Origin of the sequence: Ramlibacter cellulosilyticus (assembly GCF_014297465.1) — a bacterium.
Classification (GTDB): Bacteria; Pseudomonadota; Gammaproteobacteria; order Burkholderiales; family Burkholderiaceae_C; genus Ramlibacter; species Ramlibacter cellulosilyticus.
Genome location: NZ_JACORT010000003.1, coordinates 36,236 through 54,246, shown reverse-complemented (window position 1 = coordinate 54,246; position 18,011 = coordinate 36,236). Strand labels below are relative to the sequence as shown.

General features: G+C 69.1%; 16 protein-coding genes. 6 read left to right on the top strand and 10 right to left on the bottom strand.

All coding sequences use genetic code 11. The features are described 5' to 3' along the window. Window positions 1–4 precede the first annotated feature (4 nt). The 3 genes from H8N03_RS08940 to fumC all read right to left on the bottom strand — a co-directional run bounded on the left by H8N03_RS08940 (window position 5) and on the right by fumC (window position 4,421). On the bottom strand, window positions 5–1,717 hold the full coding sequence (locus H8N03_RS08940; protein WP_187075821.1) for an ABC transporter permease: 1,713 nt from the start codon (window positions 1,715–1,717) through the stop codon (window positions 5–7). A 3-nt stretch (window positions 1,718–1,720) separates the two neighbouring features. Then, window positions 1,721–2,761, bottom strand: a complete 1,041-nt coding sequence (locus H8N03_RS08935) for an ABC transporter substrate-binding protein (RefSeq protein WP_187075820.1) — start codon at window positions 2,759–2,761, stop codon at window positions 1,721–1,723. Window positions 2,762–3,035: 274 nt separating this feature from the next. After that, window positions 3,036–4,421 (bottom strand): class II fumarate hydratase, encoded by a 1,386-nt coding sequence (gene fumC, locus H8N03_RS08930; RefSeq protein WP_187075819.1) that lies wholly within the window; start codon window positions 4,419–4,421, stop codon window positions 3,036–3,038. A 170-nt stretch (window positions 4,422–4,591) separates the two neighbouring features. On the opposite strand from fumC, the gene H8N03_RS08925 reads away from it, so the two are divergent. From H8N03_RS08925 to H8N03_RS08910, 4 genes are all read left to right on the top strand, one after another. Then, window positions 4,592–6,175, top strand: coding sequence for a methyl-accepting chemotaxis protein (locus H8N03_RS08925; RefSeq protein WP_187075818.1), 1,584 nt, complete (start codon window positions 4,592–4,594; stop codon window positions 6,173–6,175). Between the two features lie 11 nt (window positions 6,176–6,186). After that, the gene (locus tag H8N03_RS08920) at window positions 6,187–7,542 is read left to right on the top strand and encodes an amidase family protein (protein WP_187075817.1); all 1,356 of its coding nucleotides are present in this window, start codon (window positions 6,187–6,189) and stop codon (window positions 7,540–7,542) included. 49 nt (window positions 7,543–7,591) lie between these two features. Beyond that, window positions 7,592–8,449, top strand: a complete 858-nt coding sequence (locus tag H8N03_RS08915) for a class I SAM-dependent methyltransferase (RefSeq protein WP_187075816.1) — start codon at window positions 7,592–7,594, stop codon at window positions 8,447–8,449. 100 nt (window positions 8,450–8,549) lie between these two features. Further along, complete coding sequence (locus H8N03_RS08910; protein ID WP_187075815.1) at window positions 8,550–9,686, top strand: low temperature requirement protein A; 1,137 nt, start codon at window positions 8,550–8,552, stop codon at window positions 9,684–9,686. A gap of 19 nt (window positions 9,687–9,705) precedes the next feature. On the opposite strand, the gene H8N03_RS08905 is transcribed toward H8N03_RS08910, so the two are convergent. Genes H8N03_RS08905 through H8N03_RS08880 form a run of 6 tightly spaced genes read right to left on the bottom strand, consistent with a single transcriptional unit; the run spans window position 9,706 to window position 15,249 of the window. Then, window positions 9,706–10,218, bottom strand: coding sequence for a DUF1269 domain-containing protein (locus tag H8N03_RS08905; protein ID WP_187075814.1), 513 nt, complete (start codon window positions 10,216–10,218; stop codon window positions 9,706–9,708). Between the two features lie 9 nt (window positions 10,219–10,227). Next, entirely contained in the window at window positions 10,228–10,620 is a 393-nt protein-coding gene (locus H8N03_RS08900; protein ID WP_187075813.1) for a cytochrome C oxidase subunit IV family protein, read from the bottom strand. Window positions 10,621–10,631: 11 nt separating this feature from the next. Further along, window positions 10,632–11,354 carry a heme-copper oxidase subunit III family protein gene (locus H8N03_RS08895; protein WP_222622917.1) on the bottom strand — a complete coding sequence of 241 codons (723 nt, stop codon included), beginning with the start codon at window positions 11,352–11,354 and terminating at the stop codon, window positions 10,632–10,634. A 22-nt stretch (window positions 11,355–11,376) separates the two neighbouring features. Continuing rightward, window positions 11,377–12,072 carry a cytochrome c oxidase subunit 3 gene (locus tag H8N03_RS08890; protein ID WP_187075812.1) on the bottom strand — a complete coding sequence of 232 codons (696 nt, stop codon included), beginning with the start codon at window positions 12,070–12,072 and terminating at the stop codon, window positions 11,377–11,379. A 4-nt stretch (window positions 12,073–12,076) separates the two neighbouring features. After that, window positions 12,077–13,876 (bottom strand): cytochrome c oxidase subunit I, encoded by a 1,800-nt coding sequence (locus H8N03_RS08885; protein WP_187075811.1) that lies wholly within the window; start codon window positions 13,874–13,876, stop codon window positions 12,077–12,079. Further along, the gene (locus tag H8N03_RS08880) at window positions 13,873–15,249 is read right to left on the bottom strand and encodes a c-type cytochrome (RefSeq protein WP_187075810.1); all 1,377 of its coding nucleotides are present in this window, start codon (window positions 15,247–15,249) and stop codon (window positions 13,873–13,875) included. The genes H8N03_RS08885 and H8N03_RS08880 overlap by 4 nt, the downstream gene beginning before the upstream one ends. A gap of 213 nt (window positions 15,250–15,462) precedes the next feature. Here H8N03_RS08880 and H8N03_RS08875 point away from each other — a divergent pair, with 213 nt between their 5' ends. Then, window positions 15,463–15,873: an RNA-binding protein gene (locus tag H8N03_RS08875; protein ID WP_187075809.1), complete on the top strand. Its 411-nt coding sequence runs from the start codon at window positions 15,463–15,465 to the stop codon at window positions 15,871–15,873. Between the two features lie 35 nt (window positions 15,874–15,908). Here H8N03_RS08875 and H8N03_RS08870 read toward each other — a convergent pair whose 3' ends face one another. After that, window positions 15,909–16,322 (bottom strand): hypothetical protein, encoded by a 414-nt coding sequence (locus H8N03_RS08870; RefSeq protein ID WP_187075808.1) that lies wholly within the window; start codon window positions 16,320–16,322, stop codon window positions 15,909–15,911. Between the two features lie 125 nt (window positions 16,323–16,447). Between H8N03_RS08870 and H8N03_RS08865 the strand changes: the two genes are divergently transcribed. Beyond that, entirely contained in the window at window positions 16,448–18,001 is a 1,554-nt protein-coding gene (locus tag H8N03_RS08865) for a fumarate hydratase (RefSeq protein WP_187075807.1), read from the top strand. The last annotated feature ends 10 nt before the right edge of the window (window positions 18,002–18,011 follow it).

The window sequence follows — 18,011 nt, the reverse complement described above, 5'->3', positions numbered from 1 at the left end:
CTTTTCAGCGCAGCGCCGGCAGGCGCGGTCCGCCCAGCAGGGGCAGGCGGTTGGCGATCACGACCACGGTGAACGAGACGGCGAGCAACGTGATCCCGAGCACCGAGATCGCGCCCATGTCGCCGCTTTCGTTGAGGTCGTAGATGATCACGGACACCAGCTTGGTGTTCGCGGTGGTGAGCAGGATGGTCGCGGACAGCTCGCGGATCGTGCCGATGAAGACGAAGCACCAGGTGGCGATGACGCTCGTGCGCAGCAGGGGCGCCGTGATCAGGCGCAGCGTCTTCAGGCGGCTCGCGCCCAGGATGCGGCTCGCCTCCTCCAGCTCGGGGTGGATGCCGTGGAAGGCCGCGGACATCTGCTGGTAGCCCGCGGGCATCTCGATGGTGAGGAAGGCGATCAGCAGGATCCACAGCGTGCCGTACAGCATCAGCTGCGGGTGCGAGTAGGTGAGGAACAGGCCGACGCCCAGCACGATGCCGGGGATCGCCACGGGTGCCGTGGCCAGCATGCCCAGCATCCCCGCGCCGCGCACCGGCGTGCGCGAGACCATGTAGGCCGCCAGCAGCGCGAGGCCCGTGCCGATGGTCGCGGTGGAGAAACCGAGCAGGAAGGTGTTCCACATCGCGAGCCGCGTGGCCGAGAACTCGAAGAACACGAAGTGGAAGTTGTGCAGCGTGAGGCCGTCCACGCCGTTCTTCGTCAGCGCGGCCTTCACCAGCGCCGCATACGGCAGGAGGACGGTGAGCGACAGCACGAAGAAGGCGAACAGCACCGCGACCGGCATCCACAGCCCGAGCTGCGTGACGCGGGGCTCGCCGCTCTTGCCGCCCAGCACGGTGTAGCCCTTGCGGCCCAGGATCCAGCTCTTGCCCTGCAGCAGCAGCACGGTGATCAGCAGCAGCGGCAGCGCGGCGGCCGCGGCGAGCCCCGGCTTGGGCGGGAACTGGAAGAGGCTCCAGATCTTGGTCGTGATCACGTGGAAGCCCGCGGGCAAGGCGAGGATGGCGGGCGAGCCGAACATCGTCAGCGCCTGCAGGATCGCGATGAGCGAGCCCGCGAGCATCGCCGGCAGCACCAGCGGCAGCGTCACGCGCCGCAGCGTGGTCCAGGCGCGGCCGCCGAGGATGGAAGAGGCGTCCTCGAGGTCCGCCGGCACCCGGTCGAGGCCGTTGGCGACCAGCGTGAAGACATAGGGGAAGGTGTAGCAGGCGATGGCGAACACCAGCCCGGTGAAGGTGTAGATGTTGACCAGCGCGTCGTACGGCTGCGCCCCGGTGAGCTGCCGCCAGAAGACGTTGACGAGCCCGCTGTTCGGCGCCGCCAGGATCTCCCACGCGATCGCGCCGAGGAAAGGCGGCGTGACGAAGGATGCCGTGACCAGCGCGCGCACCACGCGCCGCCCCGGCAGGTTGGTGCGCGACACCAGCCACGCGAGCGGTGTCGCGATGGCGCAGGACAGCGCGCCGACGCCCAGCGCCATCCCCATCGCGAGCAGGTAGGGCTTGCGCAGCGTGGCGTCGTTCACCAGCGCCGCGAAGTTGGCCAGCGTCAGCTGGCCGTTCTTGTCGACGACCGCGTAGTAGGCGAGCCAGGCCAGCGGCAGCACCACCAGGACGGCCAGCACCGCAGCCAGTGCCCAGAACACCGGCTTGAGCAGGTCGACGCGGAAGTGCGGCTTGGCGATCGCCTCGGTGGCTTCAACGGCGATCGTCACCGGTCAGGTCCCGAAGTACTCTTCGTACTTCTTCTTGATGCTTTCCGGATCCAGCTTTTCGGGGTCGGAGTGCAGCAGCTTGATCTGCGACAGCGGCATGCGGCCGGCTTTCTCCTTCACCTCGGGATGGAAGGAGCGGAGGCCTCCGACGTCGCTATTGAGCTGCTGCGCCTCGCGCGTGAACATGAAGTGGTAGAACAGCCTTGCCGCGTTGGGGTTTGGCGCGTTCTTCAGGATGGCGGCGTTGCCCTCGACGAGGGGCGTGCCTTCCGGCGCGTACACCGGCTCGATGGGCACGCCGCTTTCCTTCAGCAGGAACACGTTGTACTCGTTGCCGTCGGCCATCACGGGGCGCTCGCCGGCCGCCAGCTTCTTGGGCGGCTCGGTGGAAGACTGCACCTGCATGATCTTCTGCTTGCCCAGCGCCTCGAAGTACTTCCACCCGAGGGGCGACTGGCTCAGGGCCTGCGTGCCCGTCATGATCGTGCCGCTGTAGCCCGGGTGCGCCTTGACGATCTTGCCGTTCCACTTCGGGTCCAGCAGGTCGGCGTGCGACTTCGGCGCCTGCTCCTTCGGCACGAGCTTGGTGTTGTAGGCGATCACGGAGAGGTGCGCGCGATACACCGCGAACTGCCCGTCGGGATCGCGTTCGTCCTTGGGCCAGAACTTCGCCACTTCGCTGGGCACCGCCGGCTGCAGCCAGCCCTGCTTCTTGAAGTGGATGAAGTGCACCGCGTCGGACGTCTCCACCACGTCCGCGTTGTGGATCTTCGAGCCGTACTCCTGGTTGATGCGCTGGAAGATGCGCTCGGCGCCGGAGCGCTCCACCTGCACCTTGATGCCCGGGTACTTCGCCTCGAAGGCACGGGCGAGCTTCTCGGCGACCTGGACGTCGGTGGCGGAGTACCAGACGACCTTGCCTTCCTTCTGCGCGGCGGCCACCAGCTGCGGCGTCGCGTCGTAGGGAGCGGGAGCTTGGGAATGGGCCGCACCGGCTGCAAGTGCGGCCACGAGCGCCAGGGCGGCGGCGGGCTTCACGGACATGCTTGTCTCCTTGACGCGGCCATGCGCGGACCGCTGGCGCATGTTGGAGACGGATTTTCAAAGTGTCAACACTTCAGACCCTAACGTCGACACTGAGGGAAGAAGGCTTGAGGGTTTGTCCCAGTTCCTGGTCATCCGCGCTCCGGGTCGTAGGCTGGGTTGCGCGAAGCGCACCCCAGCGATGCGTGCCGCCGCGAAAAGCTGGGGTGCCCTTCGGGCAACCCAGCCTACGGTGCGGCAGGGCCCCCGCGCGGAAAGCGGCGCAGGGCGACCTTCACATCCCCACCATCTTCTCCGGCCGCACCCACTGGTCGAACTGCTCTCCCGTCAGGTACCCCGACGCGATCGCGGCTTCGCGCAGGCTGGTGCCCTCCTTGTGCGCCTTCTTCGCGATGGCCGCGGCCTTGTCGTAGCCGATGTGCGGGTTGAGCGCGGTCACCAGCATCAGCGAGCGCTGCACCAGTTCATCGATGCGCTCCCGGTTGGCCGTGATGCCCGCGGCGCAGTGGTCGTTGAAGCTGCGCATGCCGTCGGCCAGCAGGCGCACGCTCTGGAGGAAGTTGTGCGCGATCATGGGCCGGAAGACGTTCAGCTCGAAGTTGCCCGACGCGCCACCGAAGTTGATCGCCACGTCGTTGCCGAACACCTGGCAGCACAGCATCGTGACCGCCTCGCTCTGCGTGGGGTTCACCTTGCCGGGCATGATGGACGAGCCCGGTTCGTTCTCCGGGATGCTGATCTCGCCGATGCCGCTGCGCGGGCCGCTCGCGAGCCAGCGGATGTCGTTGGCGATCTTCATCAGGCTCGCGGCCAGCGTCTTCAGCGCGCCGTGCGCATGCACGAGTGCGTCCGCCGCGGCCATCACCTCGAACTTGTTGGCCGCCGTCACCAGCGGCAGGCCCGTCAGGCGCGCGAGTTCCGTCGCGACCTGCTCCGCATAGCCTTTCGGGGCATTGAGCCCCGTGCCCACCGCGGTGCCGCCGAGCGCCAGTTCGCACAGGTGCGGCAGGGCGCCGTGCAGGTGCCGGTCCGCCTGTTCGAGTTGCGCGACGTAGCCCGAGAACTCCTGCCCCAGCGTGAGTGGCGTCGCGTCCTGCAGGTGCGTGCGGCCGATCTTCACGACGTCGCGGAACTCGTCGGACTTGGCCGCGAGCGTCTCCTTCAGTTGCGCGAGCGAGGGCAGCAGGCGGTTGCGGATCGCGTCCACGGCCGCGAGGTGCATCGCGGTGGGATACACGTCGTTGGACGACTGGCTCTTGTTCACGTCGTCGTTGGGATGGATGCGGCGCCCTTCGCCGCGCGTGCCCCCGAGCAGCTCGCTGGCGCGATTGGCCAGCACCTCGTTGACGTTCATGTTGGTCTGGGTGCCGGAGCCGGTCTGCCAGACCACCAGCGGGAATTCATCCGCGTGCTGGCCGGACAGCACCTCGTCCGCCGCCGCGACGATGGCGGCGGCCTTCTGCTGGTCGAGGAGCCCGAGCAGGTGGTTCACCACGGCGGAGGCGCGCTTGACCTGCACCAGCGCGCGGATCATCTCCCGCGGCTGGCGCTCGCCGGAGATGTCGAAGTTCTGCAGCGAGCGCTGCGTCTGCGCGCCCCAGAGGCGCTCGGCGGGGACCTCGATGGGCCCGAAGGTGTCGTGTTCGATGCGGCTGGCCATGTGCGCACGCTAGCACTTTCGGCACGAGCCTTGGGGCCGCCTCCTGTTGGGCCAGCGCGACTCCCCGGGGCGGCAACCCGCGCCAGCGCGGCTATAGTTGATCTCACACAAAGACACAGCCCGCGCAGACGGGTAGCGGGCGCGGTGCACAGCGCCACCGGAGACGTCGTATGGTCAAGATCCTCTTCGCGCCCGCCCACTGGGTGCTCGCGCGGCTCAATTTCGTCGCTGCCTTCGTCATGGTGAGCGCCCTCTTCCTGCTGCCCACCGGCATCGCGCTGTTCGCGCAGGACCTGCTGCCGCGGCCGCAGCTGCTCGCGCTCGTCGCCGCCCTGTGCGCCCTGGCGGTCTACGGGCTCATCGCCCTGCGCGAGTTCGTGTCCACCGGCATCGCCCGCATCATCCGGATCACCGACCGCATCGCCGGCGGCGAGCTGCTGTCGGCGGGCGTGGCCGTGCCGAAGCGCGGGACGCGGGACTCCAGCCGGCTGTGGAACTCCATCATCCAGATGAACGGCACGATGGCGGACATCGTGCTGCAGGTCCGGGCCAGCGCCGAGGCGATCGCCGCCGGCGCGCGCACCATCGCCGACGGCAACGCGCAGCTCGCGCAACGCACGGAAGAACAGGCCGCTTCGCTGGAGGAGACGGCCAGCGGCATCGAGCAGCTGGCGGCATCGGCGCAGCGCAATGCCGAGGGCTGCGCCCAGGCGAACGAGCTGGCCGGCGCTTCGCGGGAAGTCGCCTCCCAGGCCGCGGAGCGCATGCAGCAGGTAGCGGCCACCATGCGCAGCATCGAAGACAGCGCGCGCCGCGTCGCCGAGATCCTGGGCACGGTCGAAGGCATCGCCTTCCAGACGAACATCCTGGCGCTGAATGCGGCGGTGGAAGCCGCGCGCGCCGGCGACCAGGGCCGCGGTTTCGCCGTGGTCGCCACCGAAGTCCGCTCGCTGGCGCAACGCAGCGCGGCAGCCGCCAGGGAGATCCACGGGCTCATCGGCGAATCGATCGCCAGCGTCGAACGCGGCCGCGAACTCGTCGACGCCGCGGAGGAGACCATGGGCCGGGTGCTGGGCAGCGTCGAACAGGTGACGCAGGTGCTGGGCGGCATCGCGCTCGCCACGCGCGAGCAGAACAGCGGCGTGCAGGAGATCAACAAGGCCATCGCCCAGGTGGACGCCGTGACGCAGCAGAACGCGGCGCTCGTGGAAGAAGCCGCGGGCGCGGCGGAATCCTTCGAGCGCGAGGCACGGCAGCTGGTGGAGGTGGTGGGCCGCTTCAAGACGGACCGCAGCGAGCAGCGCGGCGAGGCCGTCGCACTGGTGCAGGCGGCCGTGGAGCACGTGCGGCGCCACGGCCTGCAGCGCGCGCTGGCGGATTTCAACGACCGGCGCGGTGGCTTCGTGCGCGGCGAGCTGTTCCTCGTTGCGCTGGACCCGAAGTGCACCGTGCTCGCCCTGGGCAGCAGCCCCGACCAGGTGGGGCGCAACGACTGGAACCAGCAGGATGCCGACGGCCGCTTCTTCTCGCGCATGCTGGTGCAGCTCGCCCTGAAGCAGGGCAGCGGCTGGTGCGACTACCGCCCGGTGAACCCGGCCACGGGGCGGGTCGAGGAGAAGTCCGCCTACTTCCAGCGCGTGGGCGACACCGTGCTGATCTGCGGGATCTACCGCAAGGCGGGGCCGGTCGCGGCGCCGGTCGCGAAGCCCGCCGCCGTCCCCGGCGCCGCCTGGCCGCGCCTCGGCCGGGCCTGAGGCCACGCACCATGCCCCTCGGCCTGCCCGCGCACGAGATGGCCGAAGCGGTGCGCAGCGGCCGGTTCGCGGCGGACGCGCCCGTGCGCGCGCACCTCGCGGCCATCGCGGCCCGGGACGGGGCGATCGGCGCCTTCCAGCGCGTGCGCGCGGCGGCGGCGATCGCGGAAGCGCAGGCGCTCGCCGCGCATCCGGGGCTCACCAGCCTGCCGCTGGCGGGCGTGCCGGTCGCCGTCAAGGACAACATCCCCGTCGCCGGCGAGCCCCTGCGCGTCGGCTCCGAAGCCACCTCGGATGCGCCGAGCGCCGCGGACCACGAAGTGGTGCGCCGCCTGCGCGCCGCGGGCGCCGTCGTCGTGGGCGTCACGCGCGTTCCGGAGCTGTGCATCTGGCCCGTGAGCGATGGCCCGCTGGGCACCGCGCGCAACCCGTGGAACCTGCAGCGCGCCCCGGGCGGCTCCTCGGGGGGCAGCGCGGCCGCCGTCGCGGCGGGCCTGGTGCCCGTCGCGCACGGCAACGACGGGCTGGGCTCCGTGCGCATTCCCGCCGCGGCCTGCGGCGTGCTGGGGCTGAAGCCGGGCGACGGCGTCGTTCCCGCGGACGTCGGCAACGGGTCCTGGTACGGCATGTCCGCCAACGGCGTGCTCGCGACGAACACGCGGGATGCGGCGCTGGTGCTGTCCGTGCTCGCGCAGCGGCCCGCGCTTGGCACGATCGACATGCCCGGCAAGCTGCGCATCGCGCTGGCGACGACCAGCCCCGTGCCCGGCGTCCGGACCGATCCGGGCGTCGCCCAGGCGGTGCGCGAGGTGGCGGCGCTCCTGCGCACGCTGGGGCACGCCGTCGACGACATCGACTTCGTCGTGCCCACGTCCACCGCGCTCGCGGTCTTCGCCCACTGGTTCGCGGGCACGCACGAGGACGCCCGCACCCTGCCCCATCCCGCCCGCCTGCAGCCCCGCACGCGCACGCACGCCGCCCTGGGCGCGTGGGCGCAGCGGCTCGGCGCGATCCGCCCCGGCGCGCGCGAGCGCTGGCGCGCCGCGCTGCTGCGCAAGCTGGGTGCGTACGACCTGCTCCTGACGCCGACGACGACCAGCACCGCGCTGGCCGCGGACGGCTGGGCCGGGCGCAGCTGGTGGGCCAACCTCGTCGCCAGCGTGCGCTACGCGCCGTTCACCGGCGCCGCCAATTTCGCGGGCGTCCCGGGCCTGGGCGTGCCCGCGGCCCTGCATGCGGACGGCTTGCCGATCGGCGCGCATTTCCTCGGGCGGCCCGGGTCGGAAGCGTTGCTTCTCGGCGTCGCCGGGCAGCTGGAAGCCGCACGCCCGTGGCCGCGCCACGCTCCCCGGTCGCCCGCCGCGTGAAGCAGGGCACCGGCGCTGCCACAATCCCCGCCGGAGGAGGAGCACGGCCATGTCCCTGCTGATGAATGCCCTTCGCACCGTGATGGCGGTGCGCAACCAGGCCGCCGCGACGCAGGCGCTGCCCCCTGCCATGCAGCAGCAGGATCCCCAGGCCGGCCCGGCCTCCGCACCCGCCGGGACGGCGCCCGGCCCCGTGTGGCGCCTCCTCGATGACCGCATCGGCGTCCAGGACCTCTCGTACGGCGAGCATCCGCGGGAAGGCGTCCGGGAGTTCTTCGCGCATCCGCCGCGCCGGCTGCTGGACATCGGCTGCGCCACGGGGGCCGTCGCCGCCGGCATGAAGCAGGCCTTCCCCGGCCTGTGGGCCTGGGGCTGCGAGCTGAACCCGCAGGCCGCGCAGGTGGCGGCCGGCCGCCTCGACCACGTCACCCCGGCGCCGCGCGAGCAATGGAGCGCGGACGACCTCGCGCGCGTGGCGACGGTCGACACCGTGCTGCTGCTCGACGTGCTGGAGCACATGTACAACCCCTGGGCGGAGCTCGCGTTCCTTTCGGAGCGGCTGCGCCCCGACGCGCAGGTGGTCGTGACCCTGCCCAACGTGGGGAACATCGACATCCTGCAGGACCTGGCCCGCGGCCACTTCGCCTATGACGCGATGGGCATCCTCGACGTGACGCACGTGCGCTTCTTCACCTACGAAGGCATGCAGGCGATGTTCGAGGAAACCGGCTTCGCGATCGAAGCGGCCGCCATCGTCTCGCAATCGGCGATGCCGGCGCCGATCGAGCGCTTCCCCGCGCGCGTCTCGCTCGGCAAGATGACGCTCGAGGTGGACACGGAGGAGGAATGGGCACGGCTGCACGCGACCCAGTTCGGCTTCCGGCTGCGTCCGCGACGGGCCGCCTGACCCGCCTTCGCCCCCAGGCCCCAGGGGGACAAAGCATTGCCGAGGGGCGGAACACGCCTCGGCACGCGCATGGCCGGGCTCCAGCCCCTACGATGGCTGCGTGAAGGACCTGAGATATTTCGACCCGCACCGGCACGCGACCTGGCTGGAGCTGTTCTTCGACCTGATCTTCGTCGTCGCCTTGCGCGACGTCGGCGAGATCCTGAGCGAAACGCACGACGGCCACATCGCGCCGCAGCAGTTCCTGCACTTCGTGCTCGTGTTCCTGCCGGTGTGGTGGATCTGGGCCGGCCACACGATCTACGCCAATCGCTTCGACACCGACAGCCGCCAGCACCGGCTGTCGACGCTGCTGATGATGTTCCTGCTGGTCGTGATCGCGGCGCAGATCTCGGAGGGCGCGCACGACCCTGGCAAGTACACGCTGGCCGTGGCCTGCTACTGCGGTGCGCGGCTGATCGTCGCCGGGATGTACTTCGCCTCCAGGCGCAAGCACCACGACCGGGGTGGCATCGCGACCACGGTGGGCAGCGTGTTCGCCATCGGCGCCGCGGTCAGCCTGACCTCGGTCCTGCTGCCGCCGCCCTGGAGCTACGTGGTCTTCTACGCCGGCATCCTGTTCGACATGGCGGCGCTGGTGGTGCTCAACCGGCGCCTGCACGTGGTGCCCGCGCACACGGCGCACCTGGTCGAGCGCGTCGGCCTGCTGACCATCATCATGCTGGGCGAATCGGTGATCAGCATCTCCGCGGCCCTGGCGGACATCGCCTGGAACCCCGCCAACGTCACCGCCGCCATCAGCGGATTCGTCATGGTGTCGGCGATCTGGTGGATCTACTATGACAGCTTCCACCTGCTGGAGCATCGCAAGCTGACGACCGGGCACTCGATCCTCTACTCGCACTTCTTCCTGCTCGTCGGGCTGGCGATCCTGGGCTCGCTGGTCCGGCATGCGATCCTGGGCGGCCTCGACCCGGGGGATTTCCGCCAGCTCGCCGTCGCCGGCACCGTGCTGTTCTTCCTGGGCAAGCAATACGGCTACTACATGGAGGTGCCGGAGCTGCGGCCCTACCTGCTGTCCAACACCGCGGCGGTGTTCGTGCTGAACGCACTCGTGCTGATGCTGCCGCTCGGGCCCGAGGGCATGCTGGCGGGCATGACGGCGACGATGATCTGCTATGTGCTGCTCAACCTGCGCTACCGGCACCTGGTGCGCGCCAGGCAGGTGCCGGCCTGAGCGGCGCCGGCCGCCGTGCTCACCTGAACACGAGCTCCAGCTCGCGGCGGTCCGACAGCGCTTCCGGATGCAGCTGGCGCATCCGCGCCGCGATCTCCCCCACGCGTTGCGGCGGCGCATCCAGCATCAGCAGGATGCGCCCCTGGGCGATGTGCGTCGCGAACCGTTCCAGGCACCTGTTCGGCACGGAGATGCCGATCATGCTCGACGTCCATGCATCGAACAGCGCACCGCCGATGACCAGCGTGGGCACGAGGCTCCATTGCAGCGCGCCGTCGGGCGCCGGAAAGAGCCCCGCGAGCAGCGCGCCCAGCATGCCGCCGACCGCGGCGCCGACGACCAGGCCGGCTTCCGCCGAGCGGAGCACGTCCGAGGTCTGCAGCACGCCGGCGGCATGCAGGCCGGACAGGTCGCAATCCTCTCGGCCCATGAAATGCATCCGGTGCACGTCGACACCGACGAGCAGCAGGTCGTCCATCGTGGCCCGCGCGCTGGCCAGGTCGGGCAACAGCCAGTAGAGGCGCCTGCGCACGGCCGGCTCCTAGTGCGTGGGTGCCGGCGGCTGCCTGGCCTCGGCGGCGAAGAAGGTGCCGCGCGTCAGCCAGGTGTAGTTGGCCTCGAGCGCGCCGATCGCCACCAGCGTGACCAGCAGCAGGGGCGGGACCACGATCGCGTACACCAGCGCCATCCGCTCCCACAGCATGTGCATGAAGACCGCGACGATCAGGCCCGCCTTCAGGAGCATGAAGATCACGATCAGCGACCAGCGCAGCAGCCCCTGCACGTGGAAGTAGTCGACCGCGTACGACATCGCGCTCAGCACGAACAGCAGCGCCCAGATCCTGAAGTAGATGCCCAGCGGGTGCTGCTGGCCGTGCGCCTGCGTGGCGGGCGGTTCGCCCGCGGCGGCCGGATGATGCTCTGCGTGCTCCATGGCTGCCTCCGCTACCAGAGATAGAAGAACGCGAAGATGAAGACCCAGACCAGGTCCACGAAGTGCCAGTACAGGCCCAGGATCTCGACGATCTCGTAGTTGCCCCTGCGGCCGGTCAGGAAGCCCGGCTTCTGCTGGTCGAGGTCTCCGCGCAGCACCTTGGCGGTGACGATGACCAGGAAGATCACGCCGATGGTCACGTGCGTGCCGTGGAAGCCGGTGATCATGAAGAAGGACGACCCGAACTGCGCCGCGCCCCACGGGTTGCCCCAGGGCCGGACGCCCTCGTGGATCAGCTTGGTCCACTCGAACGCCTGCATGCCGACGAAGGTGGCGCCCAGGGCCGCCGTGGCCAGCAGCAGGAGGGCCGTGGTCTTGCGGTCGCGCCGGTAGCCGTAGTTGACCGCCAGCGCCATCGTGCCGCTGCTGGTGATCAGGACGAAGGTCATGATCGCGATCAGCAGCAAGGGGACGTTCCGGCCGAACATCGTCAGCGAGAACACCTCGCTCGGATTGGGCCAGTCGACCGTGGTCGACATGCGCACCGTCATGTACGAGATGAGGAAGCTGCCGAAGATGAAGGTGTCGCTGAGCAGGAAGATCCACATCATCGGCTTGCCCCAGGGGACGTCCTTGAACGCCCGCTGGTCCGAGGACACGTCCGCCACGGCGCCTCGCCACCCGGCCGGTGCCGGCAACGCGCCGGTCATTTCGCTTTCCTGGTGCACCATCATTTGCGTGTCCTCGCCGGCGCGCTCACAAGGGCGCGGCCGAACAGATCGCCATCCCGAATGCGTCGGAAACCAGCAGCGCGTACAGCACCACCCAGACGGCGAGCAGGTAGTGCCAGTAGGTTGCGCACAGTTCGACGCCCAGCCGGATCGCGCCCGCGTCCGGAGATCGCCAGGCCCGCAGCAGCGCGCGCAGCCACGCCACCAGCCCACCCAGCACGTGCAGGCCGTGCACCGCAGTGAGCATGTAGAAGAAGGCTGCGGCGGCACTGCTGGCGACGAAGAAGCCGGCGTCGTCCAGCTGCTTCCAGACGGTCAGCTGCCCGGCCAGGAAGCCCCCCGTCAGCAGCCCGCTGGCCAGCAGGCCGCGCCGCACGTCGTCACCCTGCCCCCGCCGCGCGGCATGCACCGTCCACTGCATCGCCAGGCTGGCCCCCACCAGCAGCGCGGTGTTCAGCACCAGCAGCCGGGGCCGTGGCAGGGGAGACCAGTCGGACAGGCCCAGGCGCATCGCATAGGCGCTGACGAACAGCACGAAGAGCGAAGTCGCCACGGCAAGGAACACCCACAACGCCGTCCTCGCCGGCGGGCGCGGGACGGCCTCGTGCCCCGTCAGGTCCAACGCCTGCGCCTGCCACGGCTGCACGTGGATGGTCTGGCGGAACAGCCACCACACGATGACCGCCATCATCAGGGTGAGGAACACCAGGCCGATGGTCATGGCGCTAGCCTCCCGCGCGCGGCGCGCCCCGGGTCCACGCTTCCGCCGCGACCTCCGCCGGCGCGACGTTCTGCGGGATGTAGTCGGCCTTCACGCCGGGCACGCCGTAGTCGTAGGCCCACCGGTAGACGGCGGGCAGCTCCTTGCCGAAGTTGCCGTGCTTCGGCGGCGTCTCCGCCGTCTGCCACTCCAGCGTGGTGGCGTTCCACGGGTTGGGCCCGGCCGGCCGGCCCCGGAAGCAGCTGGCGACCAGGTTGTAGAGGAACACCAGCTGCACGGCCCCGACCACGAAGGCCGCGAGCGAGATCCAGGCATTCAGCAGGTGCGCCGAATCGGGGATGAAGTTGGTGCCGCCTATCGCGTAGTAGCGCCGCGGGATCCCCATGAACCCCAGGTAGTGCATGGGATAGAAGATCGCGTAGGTGCCGACGAAGGTGACCCAGAAGTGCAGCTTGCCCAGGGTGTCGTCCAGCATGCGGCCGGTGATCTTCGGGTACCAGTGGTAGATCGCCCCGAACACCACCAGGATGGGGGCGATGCCCATGACCATGTGGAAGTGCGCGACGACGAACATCGTGTCGGACAGCGGCAGGTCGACCACCACGTTGCCCAGGAACAGGCCGGTCAGGCCGCCGTTGACGAAGGTGAAGATGAACGCGATGGCGAACAGCATCGGCACGTTCAGGTGTATGTTGCCGCGCCACAGCGTCAGCACCCAGTTGTAGACCTTGATGGCCGTCGGCACCGCGATCAGCAGCGTGGTGGTGGCGAAGAAGAAGCCGAAGTACGGGTTCATCCCGCTCACGTACATGTGGTGCGCCCACACGATGAAGCTCAGGCCGCCGATGATCAGGATGGCCCACACCATCATGCGGTAGCCGAAGATGTTCTTGCGTGCATGGGTGCTGATCAGGTCGGAGACGATGCCGAAGGCCGGCAGGGCCACGATGTACACCTCGGGATGGCCGAAGAACCAGAACAGGTGCTGGAACAGCAGCGGATTGCCGCCGCGGTAATCCAGTTGCTGCCCCATGGACACCAGTGCGGGCATGAAGAAGCTGGTGCCCAGCGTCAGGTCCAGCAGCATCATGAGGGCGCTGACGAACAGCGCGGGAAAGGCCAGCAGGGCCAGCACGGTGGCCATGAAGATGCCCCACACCGTCAGCGGCAGCCGCATCAGCGTCATGCCCCGCGTGCGCGCCTGCAGCACGGTCACCACGTAGTTCAGGCCGCCCATGGTGAAGCCGATGACGAACACGATCAGGGAGACGAGCAGCAGGATGATGCCCAGGTGCGCTCCCGGCGTGCCGTCCAGGATGGCCTGGGGCGGGTACAGCGTCCAGCCGGCGCCGCTCGGGCCGCCCGGCGCGAAGAAGCTCGCGACCAGCAGGAGCACGGCCAGCAGGTACAGCCAGTAGCTCACCATGTTCACGTACGGGAACACCATGTCGCGCGCGCCCACCATCAGCGGGATGAGGTAGTTGCCGAACCCGCCGAGGAACAGCGCGGTCAGCAGGTAGATCACCATGATCATCCCGTGCATGCTCACCAGCTGCAGGTACGTGCTCGGGTCGATGAAGGAGAAGCGGCCGGGGAACCCGAGCTGCAGGCGCATCAGCCACGAGAACACCAGCGCGACGAGGCCGATGGCGATGGCCGTCACCGCGTACTGCAGCGCGATCACCTTGGCGTCCTGGCTCCAGATGTACTTGCCGATGAAGGTGCGGGGGTGGTAGAGCTCGACCTCGCCCACTTCCGCCGGCGGCGCGAAGTCCGATTCGTCATGCGCGGCGTGGCTGGTCATCGCGGCTCTCCCTTGCCTGCTGCAAGCGTGTTGATGTGGGCCAGCACGTCACCGACTGCCGCGTCGTCGTTGAGCATTCCGGCAATCAGCGCCATCTGGCCCCCGTAGATGTCCTGCGGATGGTGGCCGCGGACGCCGTCCCTGAAATTCTTCAGTTGCCTGGCCATGTACCAGTCGCTCATGCCCTTCAGGCGCGGGGCGTTGGTCGCCGCGATGCCGCCGCCGTCGGCGCCATGGCACGCCGCGCAGGTCGCGAAGCTGCGCCGGCCGATGTCGAGGTTGCCGTTGATCGTGGTCGGCGCCGGCGTGTCGGGCAGGCTGGCGATGTAGGCCACCACGTTGGCGATGGCCGCGTCGTCCGCCAGCGTGGCCGCCATCGGCGCCATGGCCTTGCCGTACACGTCCTTCTCCTGCGTGCCGCGCGCCCCGTGCTTGAACAGGTTCAGCTGCCGGTGGAGGTACCAGCCGCCCTGCCCGCTCAGCTTGGGCGCGTTCATCGCCACGTTGCCTTCGGCATTGGCGCCGTGGCAGGCGGCGCACACGGCATACGCGGCCTTGCCGGCGACCGCGTCGCCCGGCGCGCGGGCACTCGCCACGGCCACGGTGGACTGCCGGTCCAGCCACGCCTGGTAGACCGCCGGCTCGTCCACCACCAGGCGGCCGCGCATGGCGAAGTGGCCGACGCCGCAGAGTTCCTCGCAAAGCAGGTCGAAGGATCCGGTGCGGGTCGGCGTGAACCACGTGTAGGAGACGAGGCCCGGCACCAGGTCCATCTTGACGCGCAGCTGCGCGATCGAGAAGTTGTGCAGCACGTCCTTGGAGCGCAGCAGCAGCTTGACGGGCTTGCCGAGCGGCACGTGCAGTTCGGGGCTGGCCACCAGCACGTCGTCGCGGCCGCTCGCGTCGGCTGCATTGAGCCCGAACGGGTTGGCATCGGTGACGAAGCGCGGGTGGACCGTGCCCAGCTTTCCGTCCTTGCCCGGCAGCCGGTAGTTCCAGTGCCACTGCTGGGCGACCGCCTCGATCACCAGCGCGTCTTCCGGCACGTGGATGACCTTCGCCCACACCAGCAGGCCCGGGGCCAGCATGGCGGCCACTCCGCCCGCCGTGAGGACCAGGAGCCACCATTCCAGCTTCTTGCTCTCGGGTTCGTAGCTCGCGCGCCCGCCTTCGCGGTGGCGGTAGCGGACCACGCACCAGGCGGTGAACAGGCCCACCGCGACGAATACGAAGCCGGTCACCCAGAAGGTGATGGAGATCGTCTGGTCGATCTCGTGCCAGTTGGAGGCGATCGGCGTGAAGTACCAGGGGCTCAGGAAGTGGAACAGGACCGAGCCCAGGGCCAGCACGACCAGCGCGACGGCGATCGCCATGGCTATGGCTCCGCCGGCGCGGCGTGCGGGGGCGAGGCCCGGCACTGACAGGACTGCAACCTCAAGAGAGTGTCCATACGGCCCCCCTTGCGCACGGCAGCGCAGTGCGTGCTGTTTTACACCTGCTGCCGCAGCAAGGCAAGGCGGGGGGCCTGTACAGGCTGCGGTGCGCGACCTATGCTTAAGTTCTCAGGGTTCGCACAGGAGTCGCGCATGAAGCCCTTCGCCATCGACCGCCGCATGACCAACATGCGCGGCGTCTTCTATCCCACCGGCCACATCGTGCTGATGTTCCCCACCGAGGAGGACGCCCGGCACGCGTGCGAGCTGCTGCGACACGACGGGGTCTCCGAGGACGACCTGTGCCTGGCCAGGCCGGAGGAGTTCGAGCGCCAGCTCATCGGCATCTCCGACGACGACGACGACATGCTGCTGCCGTCGATCGGGACCGAGTCGGAAACGGCGCACCACTTCCGCGAGCTGGCGCATGCCGGCCACCACGCCCTCATCATCCACGCCAGCGCGAAGCTGACTTCCAGCCACGTGCTGGAGCTGCTGCACGACTCGCACATCTCGTACGGCCAGCGCTATCGCTTCCTCGTCATCGAGGACCTGGTCTGTTGAAGAAGGAGGCCCGCTGACGGCGGGCCTTGCGGCATTCAGTGCGCTGCGACGGCGTGTGGATCGCCGCTCGAGCCGGTACGCCTGTCGTTCGCGACGAATGCGACGACGAGCAGCAGCGCACCGAACATGCAGGCGAACAGGGAAAGGGCGAGACGGGTCCAGGAGAGCGAGCCGCTCCAGCCGTACGCGCTGATGGCCAGCAATGCGGCGCCGCCGATGGCGAGGGCCATGCGCCAGCCGCTCCATTTCTCCCGCGAAGGTGCGATGGCGGCGGAGGGGGCGATGTCCGCGAAGCGAAGACCCTGGCCGCCGCGCCAGGCAGCACGCGCCCGCTCGATCTCCGCGCCGGAGGCGCGCGCAGGAAAGCCGCACGAGGCGCAGGAAGTCGCCGACGCAGCGTTCGGCTTGTCGCAGACGAAGCAGCGCCAGCGATAGGGGCGGTGGACCATGGGGGCCTCCTCTCTGCCTCGGGCTATGGTGCCTCAAGCCCGGGCACTCGTAAATCGGTGGCGGACGGTACCTCGACAGCGTCTGGGATAATGAGGGTAAGCCCTCCCCCTACTCTCCCGAAGCCATGACGACCACCATCCAGGCAGCCGACCTGATCGAATCCGTCTCCGCCGCGCTGCAGTACATCTCGTACTACCACCCCGCCGACTACATCGCCCACCTCGCCCGCGCGTACGAGCGCGAGCAGAGCCCCGCGGCGAAAGACGCGATCGCGCAGATCCTGACCAACAGCAAGATGAGCGCGACGGGCCATCGCCCGATCTGCCAGGACACCGGCATCGTCAACGTGTTCGTCAAGATCGGCATGGACTGCAAGCTGGCCGGCTTCGGCGGCAGCCTGGAGGACGCGGTCAACGAAGGCGTGCGCCGCGGCTACCTGCATCCGGAGAACACGCTGCGCGCCTCGGTGGTCGCCGACCCGCAGTTCGAGCGCAAGAACACGAAGGACAACACGCCCGCCGTCGTCAACGTGGAACTGGTGCCCGGCGACAAGGTGGAAGTGACCGTCGCGGCCAAGGGCGGCGGCAGCGAGAACAAGAGCAAGATGGTGATGCTGAACCCCAGCGACTCCATCGTCGACTGGGTGCTGAAGACCGTGCCGACGATGGGCGCGGGCTGGTGCCCGCCCGGCATGCTGGGCATCGGCATCGGCGGCACCGCGGAAAAGGCGGTGCTGCTGGCGAAGGAAGCACTGATGGAAGACATCGACATGTACGAGCTGCAGGCGAAGTCCTCGCGCGGCGAGAAGCTGTCGAAGCTGGAAGAGATGCGCCTGGAGCTGTACGAGAAGGTCAACGCTTTGGGCATCGGCGCGCAGGGCCTGGGCGGCCTCACGACGGTGCTGGACATCAAGATCAAGATGTTCCCCTGCCACGCCGCCGGCAAGCCCGTGGCGATGATCCCCAACTGCGCCGCCACGCGCCACGCGCACTTCACGCTCGACGGCTCCGGCCCCGCCTACATCGACCCGCCGAGCCTCGACCTGTGGCCGCAGGTCGCCTGGCAGGCCGACACGAAGAAGAGCAAGCGCGTCAACCTCGACACGCTGAGCAAGGAAGAGATCGCCACCTGGAAGGCCGGCGACACGCTGCTGCTGAACGGCAAGATGCTGACCGGCCGCGACGCCGCGCACAAGCGCATCCAGGACATGCTGGCCAAGGGCGAGAAGCTGCCCGTGGACTTCGCCAACCGCGTCATCTACTACGTCGGCCCGGTCGACCCGGTGCGTGACGAAGTCGTGGGCCCGGCGGGCCCGACGACCTCCACCCGCATGGACAAGTTCACCGACATGATGCTGGCGCAGACCGGCCTGATCGGCATGATCGGCAAGTCCGAGCGCGGCCCGGAGGCGATCGAGGCGATCAAGAAGCACAAGGCGGCCTACCTGATGGCCGTCGGCGGCGCGGCTTACCTGGTGTCCAAGGCCATCAGGAAGTCCCGCGTGCTCGGCTTCGCGGACCTGGGCATGGAAGCGATCTACGAGTTCGACGTGGTCGACATGCCGGTCACCGTCGCGGTGGACGCCAACGGCACCAGCGTGCACACCACCGGCCCGGCCGAGTGGAGCAGGAAGATCGCGACCGGCGAATTCAAGAAGATTCCTGTCGCGGCGGGCTGAACTTGTCTGG